Annotated in this window: 1 protein-coding gene; it reads left to right on the top strand. The window is 55.0% G+C overall.

All coding sequences use genetic code 11. The features are described 5' to 3' along the window. Nucleotides 1–8: 8 nt before the first annotated feature. Nucleotides 9–1,995, top strand: a 1,987-nt coding sequence (locus tag GXX34_01930) for a type I restriction endonuclease subunit R (protein ID HHW06289.1), incomplete at its 3' end; no start/stop codon positions are given.

Raw genomic sequence — 1,995 nt, 5'->3', positions numbered from 1 at the left:
GTTGAACCATGACCCCCAGCGATACCAGAGAAGCCGGGCTCGAAACACTTATATGCCGGACACTGACTGGCAGTGACTGCATGCCCCGCTCTACCGGTGCTCAGCCGTTAGCTGCCGAGACGCAGGCATCCTATGGCAGTGTGGGTTGGCTACCAGGCGATCCGGCCGATTACGACCGGGAGTATTGCGTCGACCTGGTTCAGCTTACGGCCTTTATGCGTTCGACGCAACCGGAGGTTGCCGAAGCACTTGACTTAGACAACGACAGCCCCACCCGGCGGAAATTTCTGGCGCGGCTCCGGGGCGAGGTAAGCAAGCGCGGGGTGGTGAACGTGTTGCGTAACGGGATCCAGCACGGTCCACACCACATAGAGCTTTTCTACGGCACACCTTCCCCTGGAAACGAGCAAGCGCGGGTGCTCTATGAGCAGAACCGCTTTACCGTCACGCGCCAGCTCCGCTACAGTCGCGATGAGACACAGCGGGCGCTGGATCTTGTGCTCTTTGTCAACGGACTGCCGATCTTTACCTTCGAGCTCAAAAACCGGCTGACCAAGCAGACGGCCTATGACGCCATAGAGCAGTACAAGCGCGACCGGAATCCCCGCGAAAAGCTCTTTGAGTTAGGGCGCTGCATAGCACATTTCGCTGTAGACGAAAACGAAGTATGGTTTTGTACTCACCTTGCGGGCAAGTCTTCGTGGTTTCTTCCCTTCAATAAGGGCTGGAACGACGGCGCAGGTAATCCGCCAAATCCGCAGGGACTGAAAACTGATTACCTGTGGCGAGAGATACTGACCCGGGAAAGCCTGACTGATATCCTCGAAAACTACGTACAGCTTATCCAAGAAAAAGACCCAAAAACCGGCAAAAAGCAGCGGCGGCAGATCTTCCCTCGTTATCACCAGCTCGATGTGGTGCGAAGACTCTTGGCGGACGCGGCAGCGCAGGGTGTCGGCCGGCGCTACCTCATCCAACATTCCGCCGGTAGCGGCAAATCCAATTCAATCGCCTGGCTGGCCCACCAGTTGATCGGTCTCGTGAAGGACGGAAAGCCCGTTTTCGATTCCATTATCGTGGTGACCGACCGACGCATCCTGGACCAACAGATCCGGGACACAGTCAAGCAGTTTGCTCAGGTAAGCGCCACGGTGGGGCACGCCGAGCATTCAGGCGATCTGCGGCGCTTCATCGAAAGCGGCAAGAAGATCATCATCACGACGCTTCAGAAATTCCCATTCATCCTGGACGAAATCGGCAACGAACACCGCGGGCGTCATTTTGCGATCATCATTGACGAGGCGCACTCAAGCCAGGGAGGCCGTACATCTGCCCAGATGAGTATGGCCTTATCGGAGGCCGGTGCAGAGAACGAAGACGAAACCTTCGAAGACAAGATCAACCGGCTCATGGAATCTAGGAAGCTACTGCCAAATGCCAGCTACTTCGCCTTTACCGCCACACCCAAGAACAAAACACTGGAAATGTTTGGTGAGCCCGATCCGCAGCCAGACGGCACGGTGAAACACAGGCCATTTCATAGCTACACCATGAAGCAAGCCATTCAGGAAGGGTTCATTCTGGATGTGCTGGCCAATTATACGCCGGTTAAGAGCTACTATAGACTTATCAAGACCATCGCGGATGACCCCGAGTTTGAAGTCAAAAAAGCGAAAAAGAAGCTGCGCCGGTTTGTCGAGGGGCACGAGCATGCCATACGGCTTAAGGCTGAAATCATGATAGATCACTTTCATGAAAAGGTAATTGCTCAGGGTAAAATCGGAGGCAAGGCGCGGGCCATGGTGGTGACCGCCAGCATCGAGCGAGCCATTCAATACTTTCATGCCTTTAAGGCATATCTCGCTGAGCGCAAAAGCCCTTACCAAGCAATTGTGGCCTTCTCAGGGAAATACGACTATGGCGGGCAACAGGTCACCGAGGCCATCCTCAACGGCTTTCCTTCGAACCAGATTGCTGACAAAATCTGCGAAGAGC

It is taken from the genome of Clostridia bacterium (assembly GCA_012840125.1).
GTDB lineage: Bacteria > Bacillota > DULZ01 > DULZ01 > DULZ01 > DULZ01.
This window is presented reverse-complemented; position numbering and strand designations above follow the sequence as displayed.